At 38.2% G+C, this 23441-nt stretch carries 19 protein-coding genes and 1 other annotated feature; of the genes, 11 read left to right on the top strand and 8 right to left on the bottom strand.

What is annotated here, in order from left to right:
- The first annotated feature begins 56 nt into the window (after positions 1-56).
- Positions 57-301, top strand: a sequence feature (23S ribosomal RNA rRNA prediction is too short).
- A 420-nt stretch (positions 302-721) separates the two neighbouring features.
- The 4 genes from hsdR to EHQ47_RS13525 all read left to right on the top strand — a co-directional run bounded on the left by hsdR (position 722) and on the right by EHQ47_RS13525 (position 7842).
- On the top strand, positions 722-3130 hold the full coding sequence (gene hsdR, locus EHQ47_RS13540) for an EcoAI/FtnUII family type I restriction enzme subunit R (RefSeq protein WP_135777362.1): 2409 nt from the start codon (positions 722-724) through the stop codon (positions 3128-3130).
- Between the two features lie 21 nt (positions 3131-3151).
- Positions 3152-4597 (top strand): type I restriction-modification system subunit M, encoded by a 1446-nt coding sequence (locus EHQ47_RS13535; protein WP_135777361.1) that lies wholly within the window; start codon positions 3152-3154, stop codon positions 4595-4597.
- A 6-nt stretch (positions 4598-4603) separates the two neighbouring features.
- A complete protein-coding gene (locus tag EHQ47_RS13530; RefSeq protein WP_135777360.1) occupies positions 4604-5947 on the top strand; it encodes an RNA-binding domain-containing protein in 1344 nt (447 codons plus the stop codon).
- A 191-nt stretch (positions 5948-6138) separates the two neighbouring features.
- On the top strand, positions 6139-7842 hold the full coding sequence (locus EHQ47_RS13525) for a restriction endonuclease subunit S (RefSeq protein WP_135777359.1): 1704 nt from the start codon (positions 6139-6141) through the stop codon (positions 7840-7842).
- Between the two features lie 2 nt (positions 7843-7844).
- Here EHQ47_RS13525 and EHQ47_RS13520 read toward each other — a convergent pair whose 3' ends face one another.
- Entirely contained in the window at positions 7845-8393 is a 549-nt protein-coding gene (locus EHQ47_RS13520; protein WP_135749715.1) for an ImmA/IrrE family metallo-endopeptidase, read from the bottom strand.
- Positions 8371-8724 (bottom strand): helix-turn-helix domain-containing protein, encoded by a 354-nt coding sequence (locus tag EHQ47_RS13515; RefSeq protein ID WP_167483293.1) that lies wholly within the window; start codon positions 8722-8724, stop codon positions 8371-8373. The genes EHQ47_RS13520 and EHQ47_RS13515 overlap by 23 nt, the downstream gene beginning before the upstream one ends.
- A gap of 154 nt (positions 8725-8878) precedes the next feature.
- Between EHQ47_RS13515 and EHQ47_RS13510 the strand changes: the two genes are divergently transcribed.
- The 5 genes from EHQ47_RS13510 (at position 8879) to EHQ47_RS13490 (ending at position 14126) form a co-directional block, all read left to right on the top strand.
- Positions 8879-9175, top strand: a complete 297-nt coding sequence (locus tag EHQ47_RS13510; protein ID WP_208727444.1) for an HNH endonuclease signature motif containing protein — start codon at positions 8879-8881, stop codon at positions 9173-9175.
- Positions 9176-9195: 20 nt separating this feature from the next.
- Positions 9196-9612 carry a hypothetical protein gene (locus EHQ47_RS13505; RefSeq protein WP_135747725.1) on the top strand — a complete coding sequence of 139 codons (417 nt, stop codon included), beginning with the start codon at positions 9196-9198 and terminating at the stop codon, positions 9610-9612.
- Between the two features lie 6 nt (positions 9613-9618).
- Positions 9619-12993, top strand: coding sequence for a hypothetical protein (locus tag EHQ47_RS13500; RefSeq protein WP_135777357.1), 3375 nt, complete (start codon positions 9619-9621; stop codon positions 12991-12993).
- An 80-nt stretch (positions 12994-13073) separates the two neighbouring features.
- Positions 13074-13373: a hypothetical protein gene (locus EHQ47_RS13495; protein ID WP_135747723.1), complete on the top strand. Its 300-nt coding sequence runs from the start codon at positions 13074-13076 to the stop codon at positions 13371-13373.
- Between the two features lie 108 nt (positions 13374-13481).
- Positions 13482-14126 (top strand): ATPase, encoded by a 645-nt coding sequence (locus tag EHQ47_RS13490; protein ID WP_244290350.1) that lies wholly within the window; start codon positions 13482-13484, stop codon positions 14124-14126.
- A gap of 131 nt (positions 14127-14257) precedes the next feature.
- On the opposite strand, the gene EHQ47_RS13485 is transcribed toward EHQ47_RS13490, so the two are convergent.
- The 5 genes from EHQ47_RS13485 to EHQ47_RS13465 all read right to left on the bottom strand — a co-directional run bounded on the left by EHQ47_RS13485 (position 14258) and on the right by EHQ47_RS13465 (position 20105).
- Entirely contained in the window at positions 14258-16807 is a 2550-nt protein-coding gene (locus tag EHQ47_RS13485; protein WP_135777355.1) for an ATP-binding protein, read from the bottom strand.
- A gap of 187 nt (positions 16808-16994) precedes the next feature.
- Positions 16995-17699: a hypothetical protein gene (locus EHQ47_RS13480; RefSeq protein ID WP_135777354.1), complete on the bottom strand. Its 705-nt coding sequence runs from the start codon at positions 17697-17699 to the stop codon at positions 16995-16997.
- Between the two features lie 141 nt (positions 17700-17840).
- Positions 17841-18566 carry a siderophore-interacting protein gene (locus EHQ47_RS13475; RefSeq protein WP_135777353.1) on the bottom strand — a complete coding sequence of 242 codons (726 nt, stop codon included), beginning with the start codon at positions 18564-18566 and terminating at the stop codon, positions 17841-17843.
- Positions 18567-18891: 325 nt separating this feature from the next.
- The gene (locus EHQ47_RS13470) at positions 18892-19155 is read right to left on the bottom strand and encodes an RNA recognition motif domain-containing protein (RefSeq protein WP_135747718.1); all 264 of its coding nucleotides are present in this window, start codon (positions 19153-19155) and stop codon (positions 18892-18894) included.
- A 275-nt stretch (positions 19156-19430) separates the two neighbouring features.
- A complete protein-coding gene (locus tag EHQ47_RS13465; RefSeq protein WP_135747717.1) occupies positions 19431-20105 on the bottom strand; it encodes a TMEM175 family protein in 675 nt (224 codons plus the stop codon).
- Positions 20106-20259: 154 nt separating this feature from the next.
- Here EHQ47_RS13465 and EHQ47_RS13460 point away from each other — a divergent pair, with 154 nt between their 5' ends.
- On the top strand, positions 20260-21072 hold the full coding sequence (locus EHQ47_RS13460; RefSeq protein WP_135777352.1) for a hypothetical protein: 813 nt from the start codon (positions 20260-20262) through the stop codon (positions 21070-21072).
- 44 nt (positions 21073-21116) lie between these two features.
- The gene (locus tag EHQ47_RS13455) at positions 21117-22415 is read left to right on the top strand and encodes a glycoside hydrolase family 1 protein (protein ID WP_135777351.1); all 1299 of its coding nucleotides are present in this window, start codon (positions 21117-21119) and stop codon (positions 22413-22415) included.
- A gap of 141 nt (positions 22416-22556) precedes the next feature.
- On the opposite strand, the gene EHQ47_RS13450 is transcribed toward EHQ47_RS13455, so the two are convergent.
- Positions 22557-23132 (bottom strand): hypothetical protein, encoded by a 576-nt coding sequence (locus tag EHQ47_RS13450; RefSeq protein WP_167483292.1) that lies wholly within the window; start codon positions 23130-23132, stop codon positions 22557-22559.
- Positions 23133-23441 lie beyond the last annotated feature (309 nt).

Raw genomic sequence — 23441 nt, 5'->3', positions numbered from 1 at the left:
TAATTCAGAGGACCGGGTGGGTCGAACCATTCGCAGCGACCCATAGGGAGCGAGAATGCGAGTTTGGCGGAGCGAAAGCCTAGCCAAAACTCGTCTGGGCCGAAGGGACACTGTGCATCTGTTGTCACACCAGTGGCATGGCAGAGTAGCTACGTTCGGTCGGGATAACCGCTGAAAGCATATAAGTGGGAAGCCCACCTGAAGATAAGATCTCCCTGAAGAGTCCAGGCAGACGACCTGGTTGATAGGTCACAGGTGTAAGTTCAGTAATGGATTCAGCCAAGTGATACTAATCGCTCGATCGGCTTGACCATATTACAATTTGCATGTGATTAACATGCAAATCTAGATTATAGCGTTGTTTGTTTTACTTTGTTCTGTTTGGCGGTCTGCGCCGAACGACTTTGATGCTAGAGCTCGAAGCTCACGCATCAAGTCGGGTGCTCGCAGTCGCGGCAGTGCCGCTTGGTGCTCCGCAGGCTTTCCCTCATCGGGAGAGATAGAACTCTTGTCGTATACATTTGTTGGGAAAAGCTCTGAGTCGTTAGATTCGGGGCTTTTTTTATGTCTGGAGGTTATTACGCATCGCTGTTTTGTCTGGGGGAGGGTATACCCTAAAAAGTAATTGAGCTATGAATCTTACAAAGTAATGTTTGTTAGATTTTGATTTCAGTAGATAAAGCAGGAATTGGATTTTCAAATCCTGATTGGAATGCCTTAAATGAATAAAAAAAGCCTCTCGGAGCGTGATATATGCTCTAAATTTATCAATCCTGCATTAGAAGCATCTGGTTGGGATTTGCATTGGCAAGTGAGAGAGGAATTCCCCATTACAAACGGACGTATCATTGTTCGTGGGAAGCTGCATACGAGAGCAAAGAATAAACGTGCAGACTATGTTTTATTTTATAAATCCAATATTCCGATTGCAGTGATTGAAGCAAAAGACAATAAACATTCCGTTGCTGATGGAATGCAACAGGCGCTTCAGTATGCAGATTTGTTACAAGTTCCATTTGTTTTTAGTTCTAACGGAGATTCTTTTTTATTTCATAACAAACTTGCGAGTGAGGGAAACCTTGAAACTGAATTAGGATTGAATGAGTTTCCAAGTCCAGAATCACTTTGGAAAATGTGGAAAGAGGCGCAAGGTCTTGACTTAACACAGGAAGAACTTGTCATACAAGATTATCATAGTGATGGATCGAATAAATCGCCAAGATATTACCAAATATTAGCGATTAATAAAACGATTGAAGCAATTGCTAAGGGAAAAAGGCGCCTTCTCCTTGTTATGGCAACAGGTACTGGGAAAACATACACAGCATTCCAAATCATTTGGAGGTTATGGAAATCCAAGGCAAAAAAACGAATCTTGTTTTTGGCTGATCGAAACATTTTAGTTGATCAAACAATGACCAACGATTTTAAGCCATTTGGATCTGCAATGACTAAAATCCAGAAGAGGCAAGCGAACAAATCGTACGAAATTTATCTTTCTTTGTATCAAGCAGTTACGGGTACAGAAGAAGAACAAAATATTTATAAACAATTTTCGCCAGATTTTTTTGATTTGATCGTGGTAGATGAATGCCATAGAGGAAGTGCAGCGGAAGATTCCAATTGGCGTGCTATTTTGGAATACTTTTCTTCGGCAACACAGATTGGTTTAACCGCAACACCTAAAGAAACTAAAGATGTTTCTAATATCCATTATTTTGGGGAACCTGTGTATACGTATTCGCTACGACAAGGGATAGAAGATGGGTTTCTTGCTCCTTACAAAGTGATTCGCATTGACTTAGATAAGGATTTGTCTGGCTGGAGACCTGAAAAGGGAATGCGAGATAAGTATGGAAATGAAATTGAAGATAAAGTTTATAAACAAGGTGATTTTGATAAAAAAGTTATCTTAGATAAAAGAACTGAGCTTGTTGCTTCGAAAGTGAGTGAATTCTTAAAGCAGAACGATCGTTTTCAAAAGACAATTGTATTCTGTGAAAATATAGATCATGCGGAAAGGATGAGACAAGCGCTGGTTAATGAAAACAGTGATTTGGCTAGTCAAAATAGTAAGTATGTGATGAGGATTACTGGAGATAGCGAAGAAGGCAAAGAAGAGCTGGATAATTTTATTTTCCCGGAATCGAAATACCCAGTGATTGCAACCACATCTAAACTCATGACTACCGGTGTGGATGCTCAGACCTGTAAGTTGATAGTTCTAGATCAAACCATCCAATCGATGACGGAATTCAAACAAATCATTGGTCGTGGAACACGCATTAACGAAGATTTTGATAAGTACTATTTCACAATTATGGATTTTAAACGTGCAACGGAGTTATTTGCAGATCCCGATTTTGATGGAGACCCCGTGCAGATTTATGAACCAAAAGAGGGGGAGCCCGTGACGCCTCCCGAATCTTTGGATGTGGAAATGGATACAGATGTTGGTTCATCCAATGGGGCTACTGGATTCGGCGAAAATGAATCTGAATTTGATCCTTCTTTACATCCCAATGGCAGTGAATTTCAGGAAGGCGATTTGCCTCGAAATCGAGTATTGAAATACTATGTGGATAGTGTAGAAGTCCGTGTTGCCTCGGAGCGGGTGCAATATTTTGATGCCAATGGAAAACTGGTGACTGAGTCTTTAAAAGATTATACGAGAAAGACTGTAACCAAAGAATTTTCCACTCTTGATGAGTTCCGAAAGCATTGGAATGCAACAGAAAGAAAACAAGCAATCTTAGAAGAACTAGCAAACCAAGGAGTGTTTTTAGAAGCTCTTGCGGAAGATGTTGGAAAGGATGTGGATCCATTTGATTTGATCTGTCACGTTGTCTGGGACAAACGTCCTTTTACAAGACGAGAACGGGCCGACAGAGTTAAAAAAACAAATTACTTTGAGAAGTATGGGGAAGCAGCACGGAAGGTTTTGGATGCTCTTCTTGAGAAATATGCTGACTCAGGTGTGGTTCAAATTGAAGAAACACAAATCCTTACCATCAATCCTTTTCCTGAATTTGGAACACCTATGGAGATCATCCAAAATTTTGGTGGGATTGAAAAATACAACGAAGCCATTACAAGTTTGGAAAATGCACTGTACCTTGAGACTGCATAAACTAAGGTTGATTTAGACAGTATGGCAATTGGAACTTTAATTAAGTCGATTCAAGATATTATGCGGAAAGACGTGGGTGTTGATGGTGATGCCCAACGAATCAGCCAGATGGTATGGCTTCTCTTTTTAAAGATTTTCGATGATAAAGAAAAAGAATGGAAACTGACCCTCAAAGATTATAAATCCCCACTTGCCTCTCGGTTTCAATGGAGTAGTTGGGCCTCCAATGCCGAAGGGATGACGGGTGAAGAACTCATAGATTTTGTGAATAATAATCTTTTTCCTGCGTTAAAGAAACTGGCAACCCAGGCTGGTGTGAGTGCACAAGGAAGAGTGGTTGGAAGTGTTTTTGAAGATGCTTATAACTACATGAAGTCTGGCACCTTACTTCGGCAGGTGATCAACACCATCGAAGAAGATTTGGATTTTAATAGTTCCACCGACAGACATTTGTTTAATGACATTTATGAAAAGATTCTGGCTGATTTACAATCAGCAGGAAATGCAGGGGAATACTATACACCTCGGGCTGTGACTCAGTTTATGGTGGATATCATTGATCCGAAACTGGGAGAAACCATTTTGGATCCCGCTTGTGGGACCGGTGGATTTCTTACGACCTCCATCGAACATTTAAAATTTCAGACCAAAACTGCAAAAGACAAACAGATTTTGCAAACTACCATTCACGGTGTAGAAAAAAAGCCTCTTCCTCATATGTTGGCACTGACCAATATGATGTTACATGGGATTGATGTTCCTACCAATATTCGCCATGACAATACTCTCAGTCGTCCTTTGAAAGATTATGGTCCGAAAGACAGAGTAGATATTATCATCACCAATCCTCCGTTTGGTGGAATGGAGGAGGACGGTATTGAAAATAATTTTCCCAAAAAATACCAAACTCGGGAAACTGCCGATTTGTTCATGGCTCTTATCATGCATTTACTCAAACATGATACGGGTCGTGCCGCAGTGGTGCTTCCTGATGGATTTTTGTTTGGAGAGGGAACCAAAACTAATCTCAAACGAGAGCTTCTCGAAGAGTTTAACTTACATACAATAGTTCGCCTCCCGAAAGGAGTGTTTAGCCCTTATACAGGGATCAATACCAATCTTCTTTTTATAGAAAAGGGAGGGCCTACCAAACAAGTTTGGTTTTTTGAACATCCGTATCCACCAGGTTACAAATCGTACTCACGTTCCAAACCTTTGACCATTGGAGAATTTGACCTCGAAAAGAAATGGTGGAACAAACGAAAGGAAACCGAATTTGCCTGGAAGGTAAGTGCTAAGGATATTGCCGCTCGCAATTACAATTTGGATTTTAAAAATCCGCATGTCGTCGATGTGGTGCATCGGAATCCAGAGGAACTAACAAAGGAATACGAAGAGGTTTCTAAGGAACTAAACCAGGTAAGAGACAAACTCAAACAAGAATTGATGAAAGCTTTGACTCGTTAGGAAAAGATGGAATCAAATCGAGTCGAATACAAACGAGAACTGAATGAAAGTCTCGAACGAGTGATTGTTAGCTTTCTTAACTCAAAAGAGGGTGGAGTTCTCTATTTAGGAATTGATGACAAAACTCACATAGCAATCGGTCTTACTTCATTCGATGAACTTCAGTTAAAGGTAAAAGATCGACTTAAAAATAATATTTTGCCTTCCATTCTTGGATTGTTTGACTTGATTCATGAGTCACGAGATGGGTTGGATGTTCTAAAAATCAATGTGGCTTCCGGGCCTGAAAAACCGTATTACATAAAAAAGGCGGGATTGTCGGAAGCTGGTTGTTTTATCCGAGTTGGCAATGCGACGGAATCAATGCCCACAAGTATGATCGAGGAACATCTTAGAAAACGAATTCATCCTTCTATTACGAAAATTCGATCGCCAAGACAAGATCTACGATTTGAACAACTAAAAATTTATTACCAAGAAAACAAATTGTCGCTAGGTGAGCAATTTCTTACGAACCTAGAATTACTGGATGAGGATGGGAAGTTCAATTATGCGGCGTATCTTTTGTCCGATGAAAATGGAAATTCTGTTCAAGTTGCTAAGTATGCGGGCAAAGACCGAGTGGATCTCATCGAATCCAAAGAATATGGTAGAGTTTGTTTGGTGAAAACTTGTAAGATGGTCTTAGATAAATTAGAATTGGAAAATCGAATCCAAACACAAATCACAGGGAAAGAAAGAATTGATACTCCACTTTGGGAAATCGTCCCAATGCGTGAGGCAATCATCAATGCCATCGTCCACAACGATTATGCGACAGATCTTGTTCCAAAATTTGAAATCTTTGCAGATAGATTGGAGATCACCTCCGCCGTTTCCGTTTCCCCAGGTCGTGACCAGGATGAGTTTTTTCAAGGATTCTCCAAACCTCGCAACAAAGTCCTGATGCGAGTCTTTAAAGACATCGGCATCGTTGAATTTTTAGGATCTGGGCTCCCAAGGATTTTAAAGACGTACCCAAAGAAACATTTCCATTTTAGTGCCAATTTTTTGCGAATCACCTTTCCGATGTCACAGAAAAGTTCGGAGAAAATGTCGGAGAAAAGTTCGGAGAAAAGTTCGGAGAAAATGTCGGAGAAAATGTCGGAGAAAATGTCGGAGAAAATGTCGGAGAAAATCCTAAAAACTCTGGAAGAAAGTCCTCACATGACGATCGCATCTTTGGCAGAAAGTATGCAAACTACGACTCGCACGATCGAAAGGAATCTAAAAGTTCTCCAAGCCGAAGGTAAAATCAAACGAATCGGACCCGCCAAAGGCGGACACTGGGAGGTAATGGATGGAAAATAAAAAAGCCCGGCTAAGCACTGAGAAGGATACCCTTCGACGACATGGAGTCGGAGTTCATGCAAAGACAGGCTCACTATCTTGCACCCGCTACAAGCGGGCGACTTTGCCGCGGCCAGAACTTCCTTTTGGAAGGAGCCCGGTCGCATCTTTTATTTTAACTGTCATCAACTTTCCGTCAACCTGAAACTTCTATGCCAAACTCCCTAAACCCACTCCTCCAAACCCATTTTGACACTGCCCTCGATCACCCGAATGGAATCAAAAAACTTCGTGAACTCATCCTAACCCTTGCGATGCAAGGAAAACTTGTAGAACAAAACCCCAACGACCAGCCAGCGAGTGAGTTACTGAAAGAGATCCAAGAGGAGAAGGCGCGTTTGGTGGCGGAAGGAAAGATTAAGAAGAGCGAAGCACTACCGGCGGTGAAGGAAGAGGAAAAGCCGTTTACGATTCCGAATGGTTGGGTGTGGATTAGGTTAGGAGATGTATTGGAAATGATTAATGGCCGTGCATTTAAACCGACAGATTGGACAGCCAATGGAATTCCTATTGTTCGTATTCAGAACCTCAATAACTTATCAGCAGGTTTTAATTATTGCAAAGAAGAATTGGTCGATGAGCGTCATATTATATCAGATGATACGATTCTAATAAGTTGGTCTGGAACTCCCGGTACCTCCTTTGGCGCATTTATATGGAAAAGAGGAAAAGCAGCCTTAAATCAACATATTTTTAAATGCCGTCAATATTGTGAAATATTCAGAGATAAATATCTGATTAATACGATCAATAGCCGCTTGGATCATTTAATTTCGATGGCTCAAGGTGCTGTTGGCTTAAAACATATTACGAAGGGGACTTTGGAATTTCTTGTTTTAGGATTACCCCCCCTCGCCGAACAAAAACGAATCGTAGAAAAGATCGATGAACTTTTTCTGTTATGCGATGAACTTGAAATTCTTAAAAAATCCAAAGATTCCAAACGAAAAGACCTCCACCAATCCGTCATCACACAGATGTTAGAAGCCGATTCGCAGGAAAGTTTTCAGAAACATTTCCAATTTCTCACAACTCATTTCCACGAACTCTATTCTGTCAAAGAGAATGTCAAAGAACTGCGGAAGGCGGTTTTGCAATTGGCGGTGATGGGAAAACTTGTTCCTCAGGATCCAAAAGACCAACAAGCGAGTGAACTTTTGAAAGAGATCCAAGCGGAGAAGGCGCGTTTGGTGGCGGAAGGGAAGGTGAAGAAGAGTGAGGCGTTGCCGGCGGTGAAAGAAGAGGAGAAGCCTTTTGTCATTCCAAAGGGATGGGAGTGGGTGCGCTTGGGGGAGCTGATGACAAGTGGCTTAAAGAATGGATATAGTCCCAAAGAAACAAAGTCCTCAGTAAATACTATGAAAGTATTAACTTTATCTTCAACAACAAAGGCAACTTTTGATCCAAGTTTTTTTAAATATGCAGATTATCAGAATTTAGATAATGAATTCTTTGTTAAAGATGGAGATTTCTTAATTCAAAGAGGAAACTCAATCGATTATGTGGGAATTGTTGCCTTGGTTGAAAATTGTAAAGAGGATGTGCTATATCCTGATTTAATAATGAAATTTAGACTATTTGAAAAATTGAATTTAAGAATGTTTCATAAATTCATGGTTAGTTTATACGCAAGAAACTATTTTCAATCTCAAGCTAGTGGAACATCTGGAACTATGCCTAAAATTAATCAACCAGTAGTATCTAAATTTCCTCTCCCCCTTCCACCTCTTGCCGAACAAAAACGGATTGTGGAAAAGGTGGACCAACTTTTGGCGTTATGCGATGAGTTGGAAGAAAGGATCGGGAAGGCGGAGGAGAAGAAGGGAGAGATTTTGGAGGGAATGGTGAGGGGGTGAGGTTAGAACCCATCCAAGATTTCTAAGTTTTGCAATCTTAACATCATCGCAGCAGGACTTACTTTGAACTTTGTAGCAAGAGATGTGATCAAAGGATTGTTCTCTTCCTCAGTATCAATGATGTCTTCGCCATAAGTTTCGATAAATCTTTTGACTTCTTGCATAACCATTTCTTTGGGCATTAGTATAGCTGCTGCAAAACGATTTGCTTCAATTTCTTCACGATCCAAAGCAGTAGATGAGAGCGGGCTTCTAAAGTATGACTTTCTATCTATATGAGTGGTTTCTGGATGATGAATTAGAAAGTGTCCTAATTCATGTGCCATCGTAAACCGTTGTCGATGTTCATGGTGAGACTCTTGTACAAAAATAGAGTATTCCTTATTCTCAACATTAAGAATTCCGGAAATATCACTAGGCAACTCCGTTACGTGTAGATCAATCCCCTTCTTTCCAATGATCTTCTCGATTGCAATTGGCAGTTTTTGGAGTGAAGGAAATTCATTTAACAGATTTTCTGCTATGAGTTCAGGATTTTTTCTTCCGCGCACTTTTAGGTTCCTTTTTGTAAGTAGACAAGAAATCCATCACAGTCGTCAATTCTTCCGAGCTGACTCTATTGAGAGAAACATTGTCAACTGGTGCAGACTTCAGCTTTCTATATTCTACCATACTCGGTAAAAGCTCTGAGATTTCCACAGAAAGCACTTCGGCAATTTTGTAAATATTATGAATAGGGGTAGATTGATCACCCCTTTCTATTTGGACAATAGAAGATTTTGATAGAGTTGTGGCAATTGATAAGGTTTCGACTGATATATTTGATTTTTTTCGATTCTCCCGAATTGCCTTCCCAATCAATTGATCTAGTTTATTTCCCAAATTTTTCTGCATTTTTGCACTAATGAGACATAATATATCAATTTTACAATGAAATTTTTATGAATAACCAAAAATATATGATAATAATAATCTTTTAAGTGTTATAATATTTATAGCAGCGTAGCTGTTATAAATTTAGAAATGGAAGGTTCCTATGAGTTGGACAGATGAAGAAATACAAAAGGTTTGGGAAAAAGGACAAAAGGTTACGGACAATGATCCTAATCTTTGGAGAAAAGATGAATGTAATGCTTGGATGAGTCGTAAAGAGTATGGAAATCGCAAATCTGATTTCGGTTGGGAAATCGATCATATCAGTCCCGGTGGATCTGATTCTTTAAGTAACCTCCGCCCTCTCCAATGGGATAACAATAATGACAAGAGTGATGGCCGCTTGAAGTGCAACATTGTGTCGAGTGGTACAAATAATGTTAATAAAAACAAAAAGTGAAAATAAGAGAGATGTTAGATATGTATATCAATAAGTATGAGTTAACAAATGGGCTTTATCTAGTAAAAAGACCAGCCCAAAAATATTGGGGATTAGTCGATCATTATGCGGTGATTGATGCAGGAAATACATCTGGTTTATTTTCAAGCTTCGGTCAAGGGCCAATCCTCATCGAAAAAATTGAGGGTAAAGGAAATGTTTATAGTTATATGTCAGGTGAATGGATTATTTTAGGTAAGGTTAAAGATCATCATATTTTTGCTGCAGCGTTACGGCTAGCACAAGCATTAAATGATCCGTCCTATGATCTTTTGGGTAATAATTGCGAACACTTTGCTCGATTCATTGCGGAGGGAAGAAAAACAAGTAAACAAGTCAATTCGTTTGGAGCAATGGCATTATTTTTTGGTGCAGTTTTGTTACTGAGCCGGGATTAGAAAATAATGTTTGATCCTTTGCAACCTCAAGTAAAGAAGCTAAGCGCTAAACAGATTCGAATCCTTGGCAATCTCCATTATATTGGAGAAGGTCCAAGGATTTTCTTTCAGGATGCGATTGCTTTAATTAATGATTCTTCATTGGAATCAAAACAGCACTTGATTGGCCATTTGATGCGTGAAATTGATAGTGCAATCCGTTCAATTGTAAAACCACTATTAAATTCAAATTCAGAAACAAAGAAAAGTAGCAAGTGCGATGGGCATGAAGCAAGTATAAAAGATACCCTTCTCTTCTTGGGGATAGATCATCAATCTGATGTAGGAACGTTATGGCTCAAATATGGAAATGCTAAAAGCGAGATTCAACTCCATAAATTTGCCCATAGGAAGGATTTAACATACAGATCTTTCGATGATGAATTCTACCGAGAGTGGCAAAACTTTGAGATAATTCTAGATGAAGTTCTGGATCGTTTTACACGAAAGTATTTATATTTTATAAAGGAAGCTGAGAGATTTTCATCTCTTGTAGTCGTGTCTGCGTCAGATGAATCAACGTTTCGTAATACGATCGCTCCTGGTAGTCCATTGTTTCGCGTATTCATCGGGAAACTCACTTCGATAGCTTGGTTTGATTCTCTCAGGAGAATGAACTATTTCCAATTTTCGGGAAACGAAAAATACCTTATCCAAGAAACACATTATTATTACTGGTCTCCTTTGGTATATCTCAACAAACTAATTGAACTTAATGAATTCGAAAAAGTCTCATCTGTGATCCAGGCGTTACCTCAATTTGATAATTTTGGCCTTCATCAAGAAATCACCAAACTTTATTTACAGATGCCTGAAAGCTATTTCCTAAATTGGATGGAAAAGGAATATGAATGGTTTCAGCGATCAAGACAACTAAATCCGATTAATATTGATCTCTATTTAGAAGCGATAGAAAAGGTTTGGAGTTTACAAAACGAAAAACTTTGTTTTGAGTTAATGTCTTCGCTCCTTACTATTCTTCCTGATCCAGATTGGGATTATGAGAATGGGAAGTCAAACAAGTCGAATGTCGATAATCTTTGGCAGAGCCCAAAACCCTCAAGGAAACTATCCGGGGATAGTTATTTAAAGGTTCTAACTCATTTTGTCGGTATCATTAAAGAGAAACTTCCTCTTAAGTCGATCCAGTTTATATCAAACCTATTGGAAAACATGTTGATGTACGGTTTACATAGTTGGGAGAAAACGGAAGACAAATATATTGATGATCATTCTTATATCACAAGGCCTTCTATTTGGGATCATCCACAAAACTATAATCACAAACTATCAGATAAGCTGGTGCCTATTTTTCGAGATGCTATTTTGAATTATATCAAAGATCAAGAAACTTTTGATGTTATTATACAATTGGTAAAACAAAAACGATGTTTGTTGTTCCAAAGATTCTATGTTTTCGTGATAGGAAAAGAAGGAAGAAATCGAAATCCAAATTTGTTTGATGAAGTTTTATACAATCAAATTTATGCAGAAGATGACTGTTTTGGGAATGAATACCATTCATTACTTTCACAAAACTATGCATATTTATCAAAAGAAGAGCAGGTGAAATATATAGATTGGTTAGATACATGGGCAAACGAACTAGAGGAAAAGTATAAACTGGAATACCAATCTAATGAAGTTCAAGAGAATCGTGTATTGAGCGATATGTATAATCCTAAACATCGTATCGATTTGTTTTTCTATCGTAAACTTCCGGCCCTCCAAGGAAATATGCCACCCGATAAAGAAAAATATTTAGTTGAATTGAAAGATAAATTTAGTAAAAGTTTTGTGAAACCTGAGTTCCCGCATTATCATGAATCGTTTGTAGGTCCGATTAGTCCTTTAGAAAACCTGGACATTTCAGTTCTTTCCGTAAGAGAACTGATCCAAAAAATGATAGAGTTTCAAAAGGAAGAAGATGGTTGGAATGAACCCAGTCCAGAAGGTTTGGCGAGACAAATCTCCAGGGATGTCGAGATCAATTCTTCTAAATATCTTAATTCTATTAGTGATTTTTTCAATGTCCAAATTCCTGAGCGATATTTTGGGGCATTACTTTGGGGCTTTCGGGGTGCCATTGACAATCGGACGAAATTGGAATCGGAAGCTTTGTGTAAGTATTTGCAATTTTTATCTGATTTGATCAAATCCAAACCAATAGACCAAACTTTACACCTTCAACATGCTCTTGCTAGTTTCTTTCGTACTATTTTCGAAAAGAAGATCATACCCAAAGAAGCCTTCGATAGATTCGATTTTTTGGATTGGATTTCTGTTTTACTTCGCTCGTCATCACCTGATGAAAGTTATGAAGAGAAAGGCGAAGATTTTGTTTCAAAAGGAATCAATTCTGTTCGTGGCAATGCTCTCCATAGTCTTGCCTACTTTTCAATCGATTATTTTCGAAAATTTCTGAATGATGATGCATCCAAGGCATCCGATGATCCGAGAGTGCAAAGGATTTATTCTATATTAACGGATCACTTTACGGGTGAGTATTCAATACGAAAGACGGATCTATGTGTATTGGGACAGCACTTTGCTTTTTTGTATTGGCTAAATCCAAATTGGTTTCATGAAAATCGAAAACTGATTCTAAATGAAAACAAGGAACTTTCTCGAATATTCTTTTTCAGTTACGTTCAATACGGCGGTTATTCACCGGCAATTTATCTAAAGTTTAAAGAATGGTTTTCGGATAGTATTGAATATTTAGGTGATTTAGGTGAAAACGCGCAGGAAGAAAAAGGAATTCGGCCCTTCCGGATTGGCAATTTTCTTGTGAATTTATATGGAAATGGAATCATAGAATCTTGTGATGATACTTTGTTAGAAAAATTCTTTTCCCTTCCGGAAGGATTTTTGAAAGCAAACGCCATTCGATTTCTCGGAGAAAATGCACCTGAGAATGAGCCTTCGGTTGTAAAAAAAGCTGAAGCTCTTTGGCGTTGGAGATTGGAAAATGACCCCTCGTTCGAAGAATTTGAAGTATTTTCTCTCTGGATCGATAGAGAAGTATATTCAGAAGAACTTATTTTTGAAACTTTAAGAAAGGTTAGACTTGATAGTAGGCTAAGTTTTGGAATTGAAAGTTACCTTCGATTTGTAAAAGATAATTTTTCGAAAGGCCCGAAGATATCCATAGAATTTATTAATCTAGTTACTGAGGAGAATTCATATCTTTGGAATGCAAAACCAGGGGATGATGTTTGGGAAATTTTGGTGTTGGGAATTACGAGTAGTGAAGCAAGTGTTCGGGAAATGGCGAAAGATATCATCCACCGCCTAGGTTCTTATGAATATTTTCAATATAGGGAATTATTGGGTATTTAAGGAAATTTTCAAAGTTTTCATCCAGTTCGCTTCCCCTCTCTTTGGTTGACAAAACAATCAATTCTCCTTACGATATATCTATGAACCAGGCAGATGAGGAAACCTTAAACAATTTAATCAAAGGTGGACTCTTAGGGGCCGGTTTGACGGCGCTCTTAAAACAAGAGGCTGACGGCGAAGATATCGCAGTGGGAGCCCTTCTCGGTGCAGCAATTCTGGCTTCAATTAAGGCATCGGAAAGAGCGAAAGAAACAAAGATTCCTATTTTAGTGCAAGAGGGAGATTCCCTTTATTGGAAACATCCCGATGGTCACAAAGAATTCTTTAAAAAATTACCAACCGATTCAAACCACTTGCCTCCTAAATTTAAACTATCTTAAATGAGCAAAAAACGACTTCGTATTTTTGCTGGACCAAATGGATCGGGAAAATCTTCCTTTATCAAAGAATTTGAAAATACTGATCCTAGACATAAACTTGGTGTTTATGTGAATGCAGATGAGATTGAAAAGAAATTAAAAGAAGAAAATGTTCTAAATCCCAGCCAGTATAAAATCCATTTTACAACGGAAGAAATTCAATCCTTTTTCCAAAAGTCAGAGTTCTCTCCGAAGAAAACAGGATTATCTGATCTATGGAAGTATTTCAAGATCATAGATAACGAATTGATAGTAGATAAAAGTTTGGAGATAAATTCATACATCTCTGCAGACTTGGCAGAATTTCTAAGACAAAAATTGTTGGAATCAAATATCTCCTTTTCGTTCGAAACAGTCATGAGTGATGAGAGGAAGCTTAGCTTTTTAAAAAAAGCTAAAGATGTTGGTTATTCGATCTATCTTTATTTTTTTTGCACTGTCGATCCGGAAATCAATAAGAACAGAGTAGATCGCAGAGTGGAAGAAAAAGGTCATAGCGTTCCAGCTGAAAAAATTGAAGAAAGATATTATCGCAGTTTAGATAATTTAAAAGAAGCAATCCGATTATCAAATCGAGCTTTTCTTTTTGATACTTCAAGTATTACTTATGATAAATTATTATTTGCAGGAGTAACAAATGGCGACGAAGTCGAAGTATTTACTCGAGACGATGTTCCAACCTGGTTTATTAAATATGTTGTGGATAAACAATAATCCCCTGCGTTAGGGATCTGGAGGGCTTGGTCCGAAGGACGGAAGCGTAAGCGCACCCCGAAGTAGCCCGACCCTTACACATTCCATTTGCAAAACTCCGATCAAATCGGGAACGCCCAAAACTGTAACCTTTAAAGCCCTGTTTTTCTCTCAATCAGCCATTCATATAATGCTTGTTCTATTTCTCTTTTTTGGAACGGTTTCGGCAAAAACGAAGACATTCCTGCGCGAATGCATTTGTCTTGATCATCCTGGAAGGCGTCCGCAGTAACTGCAATGATGATTGGTTTGGGAAAAATCCGTTCGTCTTTCAAAATCTCTTCTGATGCCCCGATACCATCCAGATTGGGCATATTGATGTCCATAAAAATCAGATGGAATTCGTTTGTTTGTGCCTTTGTTACCGCTTCCCTGCCGTCTTTCGCAACATCATGGCGGACTTTTAATTTTTTCAAAAAACTGGAAAGTAGAAACAGGTTGGTAGGATCATCTTCCGCAATCAACACATTTGTGTTAGACGGTAGTTTAGAGAGATCCACCGAATCTTCGGATCGTATGACTCTGGACATTTGGTTGGGAAGAAGTCTGAGTTCAATTTCAAAACAGGAACCGTTGGGAAAATTCCTTTTAACTTTTATTTCTCCTCCCATCACATCCATTAGTTTTTTAGAGATGGCGAGACCGAGTCCCGTTCCTCCATACTTACGGGAAATGCTTGAATCCAACTGTGTGAATCTTTGAAACAAGGAACCCATTTTCTCTTCCGGGATTCCTATTCCTGTATCCGTTATTGATACTTTGTATTGAATCCAGTTTCCTATTTCTTCCTTTTTGGAAGAGAGAAGGATTTTGATTTCTCCAGATTCCGTAAATTTGACCGCATTGGAGATTAGATTAAATAACACTTGTTTGATTCTGTTTTCGTCGCCATGTGCTAAAAATATAAAATCTGGATCAAAGCTGACTTCAAATCGAACTTGTTTCTGTTCTGCTTGGTGCTTAAAAATCCCTTCCGCAAGTTCGAGCAGAATTTTCCAGGAAAAATCGGATTCTAATAATTCTATTTTCCCCGCTTCGAGTTTGGAATAATCCAAAATGTCGTTCAATATAGTCAAAAGAGATTGTCCGCTGTCTTGAATCATTTTAAGATATTGTGTTTGATCCTCCGAAACAGTTGTCATTTTCAAAAGTTCCGTGATTCCCAAAATTCCATTCATGGGAGTTCTGATTTCGTGACTCATTGTTGCTAAAAATTGAGACTTTGCCTTGTTCGCGGTTTCTGCTAGTTGTTTGGCGATCTCGTATTCTTCCGTGCGGAGTTTTACCTGCAATTCCAATTCGTATTTTTGGGTTTCTTTTAGATTCAAAAGTTCCGTATGGGTTCTGTTTTTTTCTTCCAGAGTTTCACCGAGTTTTTGAACTAATTTTTCTTCCTCTTGCAATGCCTTTGTTATTTTTTTTGATAATAGAATCGCTTGGATGAAGATAAATAACAAAACCCCTAAATGGGAGAGATAACCTGTATGAATCAATCCGAAATTGAATAATATATCATTAAGTAGAGTCACCGCTGTAATGGAGTAGGCAATGAGCATAAGTCCCGCACCTTCCCTTTTTCTAAAATAAGCTCTGATGAACAAAGGTACATACAGTATGATTGCAATCATTGCAAAACCGAAGAGATACAATGCGTAATGTGTGAAAATGGAAACCGGCAAAAACAAAGTTAGTAAAAAACTAAAGAAAATCAACCTGAGAACTTTTGTGATTATTTTGGGGATGTCCTTCGGAAATAAAAGATCGTAGAGTGTTACCATGGAAACCCCGATCATATAAATCACTCCGAACAGTAGCCGGATATATGAATCAAAATCCAGATTGGGAAATAGATAATAAAACGTATGCGTTTCAAAATTCAATTGGCGAATTCCCATTATCATACAGAAAAAACCGAACATCAGATATTCTTTGGAACGGAATCTTGACAGAAAGATAATCAGATGGTACAAGCCGATGATGATGATTGCAGAAGAACTCGCAATGTCTCGTATAACAAGATTGAGGTGCTGTCTTTCTATGGATTTCCATTCTCCGAAATAAAGAGGTTCCCAAAAACCGTGATTTTCATGATTGAAGTTGGATACCCAAACGACGATTGTCACTTCATCGGAAAGATTACCCAGATAGGACGTGCCTGGTTTCAGGTCAGGCTTCATTGTTTCAAAACTTTCTCCCGTTTGTCCTACTTTTACCACAGAACGGGAGTTAACGAAAATTTCGAAAGCGGACATGATTTCAGTCCAAAACAATCCGTAGTTTATTTCCCGTTTTGGAAGTTTGAGTTTGAGTCTGAGTCTGTAGGTTCCCTTTCCGAAAATCGGTAGGTTCTTTCCGTTTATTTGGTAGAATTTCCAAAAAGAGGGAACCGGAAAATAACCTTGGCATTTTTTTTTCCATACGGACTCATCCGATTCAGGAGGAATCAATTCATCCCAACAAAATTCCCAATCTCCTTTCAAATTTATCACCGTTTGATTAGGTTCCCATGCAGAAAGATCCATAAATCCGGAATTTATATCGGGGAGGGGAGAGGTTGCGACTTTACAAAAAGAAAAAGATATAGAAACTACAAGTAGAGGTAAAAAAAATTTTTTTTTAAAAAAAGAAAGCGAAATTGCCATAAAACTACCCATAGGCGAGAAAGAAATAGAACATTTGACTCTAATGAGAAAATTCGCTTGAATTGAAGCCTCGTATATCTGATTCCGAGAGCAATCTATTTATTCTATACTCTAAAAAGCATACGAAACTGACAAACTCCAACCGCAAATTGAAATTAATTTTGTTTGTTTCAAAAGCACAGCCATTCTATGCGGAGCAACGGTCAGGTGTATCCTGAAATTGATATTCAAAGCCATCGATTTCGAGTCTATCTTTGTTCCAACGGGCTTGCCTCTTTTTTGTTTGGTTAGGAAACGAGGAAGGGAGTTTTTGAAATTCTAATTGAATTACTTTTTCAGAAATCCATTGATACTTTCCACTATACTTTGGTTTTTCCAGTGTACCGTCACTTTCCCGAAATGCAACCAAAGAGAGTTCAAAAGAACCATTTGCATCAAACCTGATTTCCGATATTGACCCATAAGCACCTGGACTTGGACCAAACCAAATCATATTCGTAAAGATCTCTTTAGGACTTAAACCTGCAATTTCATTCAATCGGTAAGTATTTCGAAGTAAGGAAAGATCTTTGTCTTTTAGCATCAAACGTTTGTAAGTTTTTTTATATGTGGCTGCATTTTGCAATAACTGAAAAACGTCTTGTTCTTCTGTCAAATTCTCGCATTGACTGAGTAGTATGGTGTAAACACAGGCCAAGTTATAGTTTGCGTATGGGTCATTTGGATTTTTCTTTAAACTTTCTTTGAACCACATTTCAGCCTGAGACCAGTTTTTTGGGTAAAAGGCATCAATGGCTTTTTGGTTAGTCTCCGATAATGGTTCTGAATTTAGCGGAATTCCAAAACCAATCAAAAGAAAAACTGTGAGTAAGTAAGTTCTAATTGGAGTCATTTTCTTTCGTATCTACAATGAACAATTTAGATCGAATCTCTTTGATTCGCAAGAGGAAAATTTGACGGAAAAACGATGGGCTAAGGTTCACAGGTGCTAGATCAGTTGTTTATTTTTATGCGCGGAAAATAAATCCCCCCCTCAATCCAAACCCTTTTTCCCATCCGCCCAGTAGGCACGGACCTTTAGTCTGTTAGTGGGAATTCCTGAGTTCTTCAAATAGGCTCTGACTTGTTGGATGGAACTGGCCCTTCCAGTTAGAAAGATTTTTGCGTCGGGAATTTTTGAAATCAGATCAAACATTTCCTTGGCTATTGTTTGGAGATGGGATCCATCAAGGGATCGTTCCACCAATCGCTGCCCTGTTACTCCTAATGGATCAAGAGCTTTCTTTTCTACTTCTGGTGAAGTCAATTCGAGGAACAAATGAGATTTTTTTCCTACTTTGTTTTGTAGAACCTTTGCGATACCAAAGGAAGTCTCATCGCCGAAGAGGATTGCGTCTTCTGTAAGATTCGAAAAATCCAAAGACTCACGGGGACCGAATACTTCGCAAGGATCACCTACTTTTAAGGATTGGATCCAAGTGGAGGCAGGGCCATCATTTCGCTGGTAAGCGAGGAATGAGAGTTTGCCTTCATTTTTGTCCACGCTGATGGGAGTGTAAGTGCGGTAGGTAAGATTTCCCACATCGACTTGCACCTTACTTCCTGGGATCCATTTTGCTTCTTTTAACTTTGTTCCCGTCATTTCGATGAGAACGAAATCTTCTGAGAACCGTTCCATTTTGGAAACTTTGGTCTGTGTGAGAAAAATACTAAAGACTGACTTGATACTACGTTTGAAAAATGAATTTGATTCCGACATGGTGATTCTCCGTTCGGAGCTGGCTATGCATTGTTGCAAAATGATCCGATATAATCAGAGTGTTTTACTGGTATTTACTAGCACAATAGCAATTTTAAGAATGAGAGTGGTTCTTCTTTTCGTTTTGACCTAATCAAATGGTTTTTTGAAAATTTACCTTCATTTAAATTTGAAGATTCTGGCTTGCGATACAAACTTTGGTGTTTATGGGAAAGCCGATGAAAATTCGGTGATACGAAAGGTTTGTGATATTGGAAGTTTATGATTTGATTTCAGCATTATGAAATTGTTTCATAAAAACTGAAATCAAAAAGTTATTTGGAACTTAGTTCCAGTTGTTTGTTTTAGGTTTTGCGATGTTTACTTTCATCTCACGGTTTAGAATGTTTTTTCCATTCAAATCGCTAATTGCTTTATCAGCATCGTTACGTTCTTTCATTTCGATAAAACCGAAACCTTTAGAATTTCCAGAATACTGGTCCATAATGATTTTAGCAGAAGTGACTGCGCCGTGTGCGGAAAAAAGTTCATTTAACTTTCCTTCCGTCATTTCATAAGAAAGGTTACCTACGTATATGTTTACTGACATGTGATGTCCTCAAAAATTTTATTTTTGATTCATCAAAATTGAAAATTTAAATACAACTAACCCTTGTGGGAGATCGGGTAAAAACTCAACGAAAATGCAGGGGAAAACTTAAGAAAGAGATCAGAATGCAAGAAAGTGGGGGACTACTCTAGTGGTTAAATCAGCGATAATGTTATGAATCAATTACCAGTATTTACTATATCGCCTTTCTTGGCAAGAGAAACTTAAAGAATATCGAACACCAATCCATGGGGAACGCCCACTTACAAACCTTTCTATTTCTTTCGAAGTAACCAAGCCGTAGGAACTAGAAAAAATAAAATGAGAATTCCGAATCCAATGATACTAAGCCATATATTCAAAAAAGATAATATGGTGACGAAGGCGTATATATAAGGGCCCTTGATAAAATGCGAAGTGATTTTTTGGATTTCGATTGGATCGGATTCGGGACTTAGTAGTTCTTTCTTTTTGACTCCATACCTCCAAACGAGGTTGAACGGGATCCCTCCGATGGCAATCCAGGCTCCATAAAGAAAGACAGCAAATTTTGCGTTTGTATCATCTTGTAACATGTATTCGCCGAGCATTTCAGAACAAAACGGGATAAAAATTACGTTTAACAAAAGCAGGTTATTTAAGATCATTAAGTTATGATCAACATATTTTACATGACGAAAGATAGTATGATGGTTTGTCCAGACCACAGTGATGATCATAAAGCTAATAAAAAAACTTAAAAAACTTGGCCATCTTTCCAAAAGAGCAAAGAGTAAACTGCTCCCACCAATTTCTTCAGGATGGGGGATTTTGATTTCTAAAGCCATGAGAGTGAGAGCGATAGAAAAAATAGCATCGCTATAAGCTACCATCCTTCCGGATTCAGTGAGAACGGGAGCAGGGATTGTTTTTTTTGAAGGAGTTTTCGGAACCTTTTTCTTTGCTGTCATAGACCACCTAAACGTTTTTCAACGATGGAATTGTTAGGAAAGAAATACAAATCTTTCCCTTCTTTTGTGCAAAAGATTCTTTAATAAAAATTTGAATTGCAAAACTAGAAAAACCAAGACCAATCTATGCAGTTTAGAAGAGTAGGAGAACTGTATGGAAAAACGTTTTGCAGCCTGGGCCGAGATTCTTGATATAACGATTTTAATAGGGACATTGGTTGTGTTAGGTGCTTGGATTTTAAGTTTTCCTTTGTTTTACCGAACCGATGGACCTGTATTGTCAATTTTTACAGCCATTTCGCTACTTGTGATTGTCGGATTGCGGCTTTCCACGAGACATTTTCATCTTTGGCCTTTCACAGCCAATCTTGCTTTTTTAATGATTGTTGGTGGTGGGAATATTTCTTCTATTTTGATGTTGGTATCGGCCCCGGCGGTCCATATCAATCCTAAGTCAAGTTTGGTGATGACTTCTATTTTTACTTCCATTGGTCTTGTGTTCTTTAGTTTTTATGAAATTCTTTTGTATTTGCGTAAAACTCCAAAAAGTATTTGGATTTTGGATGATATTTTGATTCACCTAGCACTTGTTCCTGGTGGCATTAGTTTGATCGGTCATATCTTTCAAAATCCAACTTACCTAAGTATGTCGATGGATCCACGAGTAGGGATTTCGCCACTCGAAATGGTATTTATGGCAACTCTAACTGTATCTACGGTTTTATCGAATCCAAACTTGTTTCTTTGGAAATTTTTAAAGGGTGGGCTTGCCAACCAATTGACCTTTGCAGGTTTGTTTATCAACCAATACATTGCTCCTGTCATCTATTTGTTCATTGCCGGAACCAATTGGGAAACAAAAGGATTTGGGCCAGAGTTATTTATATTTTTTGGAGGAGTCATTGCTACTTTAGGTTTCCTTTTGTTCCAGGCAAAAATGGAAGAGACTATGGTAAAAAACATATAGAATGAATGATGGATTTGAAACTAAACGTTGGGAAGGAGAAGGGAATGTCTAAAAGTTTTGAACTTCCAGAAAATTTTTTATTGGGTTCTGCAACGGCAGCGACACAGATTGAAGGTGGGGATATTCATAACAATTGGTATCATTGGTCATTGGCTGGCAAAGTAGGGAAAGGAGAGTCAAGTTTTACTGGTGCAGATCATTACGCCCGTTATGTGGAAGATGTAAAACTTTTATCAAATCTCAATCAAGAATGTTATCGAATGAGTATTGAATGGAGTCGGATCGAATCCTCCGAAGGGGAATGGTCGATGGAGGCAGTGGCCCATTATCGTGATGAGTTTCGACTCCTTTTGGAAGCGGGTATCAAACCTCTTGTCACTCTTCATCATTTTTCTTGCCCGGAATGGTTTCAGAAAAAGGGAGGATGGTTGGGAAAAGATGCGGTGAAGGAATTCCTAAACTTTGTTGAATTTTCTGTTAAGCAGTTTGGTGATCTTGTTTCGGAGTGGTGTACAATCAACGAACCAAATGTTTTTGCTAATGATAGTTATGTGGATGGAAAATATCCTCCAGGAAGTTACGGAGATATCCCCGCATATTTAAAAGTAACCCGTCGGCTTATCCTTGCTCACCTGAAGTCTTACCAACTCATTCATAAAATTCGAAAGGAATCTGGTTTTGCTAATCCAACTAAGGTTGGTTTTGCGCATCACCTGGCTGTTTTTTCACCTTTAACTTCTCATCCTTTGGCACGTCTTGGTTGTTTCCTAAGCGATTATCTTTTTCACGAAATCCAAACAAAGGGTTTTGTGGAAGGAAAGTTATCTTTCCCCATTGGATTTGGTCATCCAGAAGGTAAAGGTATATTTTGCGATTTTATTGGGATCAATTATTATTCACGCCATCTTTTTAAAGCGAGTTACAACCCAGGAAATTTATTTGCAGTACCATTGGTGGATCCTCAGTGTCCTGATTCTCGTAAAAATGATTTGGGTTGGGAGATTTATCCAGAAGGACTTTCTAAAGTTTGCCATCGGATTTGGGATGAGTACAAACTCCCCATCTATATTACGGAGAATGGGATTCCCGACGAGAAAGATGAAAAAAGAGAAAAGTATATTTATGACCATTTAGCAGAGATTCGTCGGTTGTTAGATGAAGGTGTGTCTGTCGAACGGTATTATTACTGGTCATTTTTGGACAATCTTGAATGGAACGATGGGTATGGACCAAAGTTTGGCCTTGTCGAAGTGGATTATAACAATATGAATCGGAAAATCCGTAAAAGTAGTCTTCGTTATGCGGAGATCTGTAAAACTAAAAAAGTATCTATGAATCCATAAAAATTTTTGATCTAAATATTTCTGACTTAAGTTGGCTTTGTTTAATGATCTAGGCTACTGACTTAAGTCAGAAATACATTTGGTTTTATTTTAAAGACCAAACACCACAAGTGTATCGTGATGTTTGGTATGTTTATCTTCCTAGAGTCCTTTTGTACAGCGAGCTCGAAAAGAAATAGTATTCGTTGGAGGGTCTACTGCCACAGCGATTTTATCTACAGAACATTTTTTAGCCTGAATGTCATAGGTTGTCGCGCTGTTTTCAATTATTTTTGCTTCGCAGGTAGTGGCTGGATCATAACCGCCACCGCTTGGCATATCAATATTCAAATTAAAGGAAGATCCAATTGCCGTTAGGGTCACATTTGTCTTTGTTGTAAAATCTACTTTATGTAAATAGAAACTTGGTAAGGACAAATCACTCGGAGCAATTGATATGTCATCTTGCCCATTAACGTTCAAATTTCCACGGCAAACACCAAGCGACTTTGTATACTTTGTTTCTCCTACGATAATATTTACTGTATTGATTGCTGGCTCTGGTAAATTTTCATCTGTTGCCATAGCAAAGCCCAATAGAATTGCATTAAAATCCTCGGACGAGTTCTCTTTTTTGTCATTTGCACCGCAATGGAACAATGCGAGTAACATCATTGGGATTATGGTGTATATACACAGTTTACTGACCTTAATTTTGTTGGTTGATCGTTTTAACAATTGGTTCTCCTTCTGGAAGCGTTGCTTCTCCCAGATTTAATTAATTTTCCTTATGGTGCTTTTTATAACAATCGTCCCATTCAGAGATGGCATTTTTTTGGAAATAAATTAATTTTTTCTGAAAAAACTAACGTTTGTAATTTGATTTGCTACGACAATTTTAGAGGGTAGCGAATCCAGTTGCTCAATTATTTACCAAATTTCCTTTAGCCTTATTTTTTAATATTATGCAGAGCCAAATTACATACTGTTTTATCATATAGCGGATAATATTTAAATTTGGTCCTTATTTGAATGTTAGTCGAAGGA

Source organism: Leptospira bourretii (genome assembly GCF_004770145.1).
GTDB lineage: Bacteria > Spirochaetota > Leptospiria > Leptospirales > Leptospiraceae > Leptospira_A > Leptospira_A bourretii.
Note: the sequence above shows the minus strand (reverse complement) of the source record. Positions and strands in the feature narration are given on the sequence as shown.